The sequence below is a fragment of the Geodermatophilus sp. SYSU D00703 genome (assembly GCF_054050155.1).
Map to the genome: position 1 here is coordinate 1 of NZ_JBJGYU010000071.1, position 780 is coordinate 780.

Below are 780 nucleotides of genomic sequence, written 5' to 3' on the forward strand. Positions count from 1 at the left end.
GTGGTCTCCGCCGTCGGCGCGGGCGTCACCAACGTCGCCGTCGGCGACTACGTGGTCCTCAACTGGCGCGCGGTCTGCGGCCAGTGCCGCGCCTGCCTCAAGGGCGCGCTGCAGTACTGCTTCAACACCCACAACGCCACCCAGAAGATGACGCTCAAGGACGGCACCGAGCTGTCCCCGGCACTGGGCATCGGCGCCTTCGTGGAGAAGACGCTGGTCCACTCCGGCCAGTGCACCAAGGTCGACCCCGAGGCCCCGGCCACCGCCGCCGGCCTGCTCGGCTGCGGGGTGATGGCCGGCGTCGGCGCGGCGATCAACACCGGCGGGGTCCAGCGCGGCGAGAGCGTGGCGGTGTTCGGCTGCGGCGGCGTCGGGGACGCCGCGATCGCCGGGGCCAAGCTGGCCGGCGCCACCACGATCATCGCCGTGGACATCGACGACCGGAAGCTGGAGTGGGCCCGCGGGTTCGGCGCCACCCACACGGTCAACTCGCGCCAGACCGACGCGGTCGAGGCGATCAAGGGCCACACCGGCGGCTTCGGCGTGGACGTCGCGATCGACGCCGTCGGCCACCCGGCGGTGTTCGAGCAGGCCTTCTACGCCCGCGACCTGGCCGGCCGCGTCGTGCTGGTGGGCGTGCCGACCCCGGACATGGAGATCACCCTGCCGCTGATCGAGGTCTTCGGCCGCGGTGGGGCGACGAAGTCCTCCTGGTACGGCGACTGCCTGCCCTCCCGCGACTTCCCGATGCTCATCGACCTGTACCTGCAGGGCCGCTTC

1 protein-coding gene is annotated in these 780 nt (G+C 72.4%); it reads left to right on the forward strand.

Annotation, left to right across the window (positions count from 1 at the left end; translation table 11 throughout):
- Positions 1 to 780, forward strand: a 780-nt coding sequence (locus tag ACI782_RS26005) for a zinc-binding dehydrogenase (protein ID WP_456913008.1), incomplete at both ends; no start/stop codon positions are given.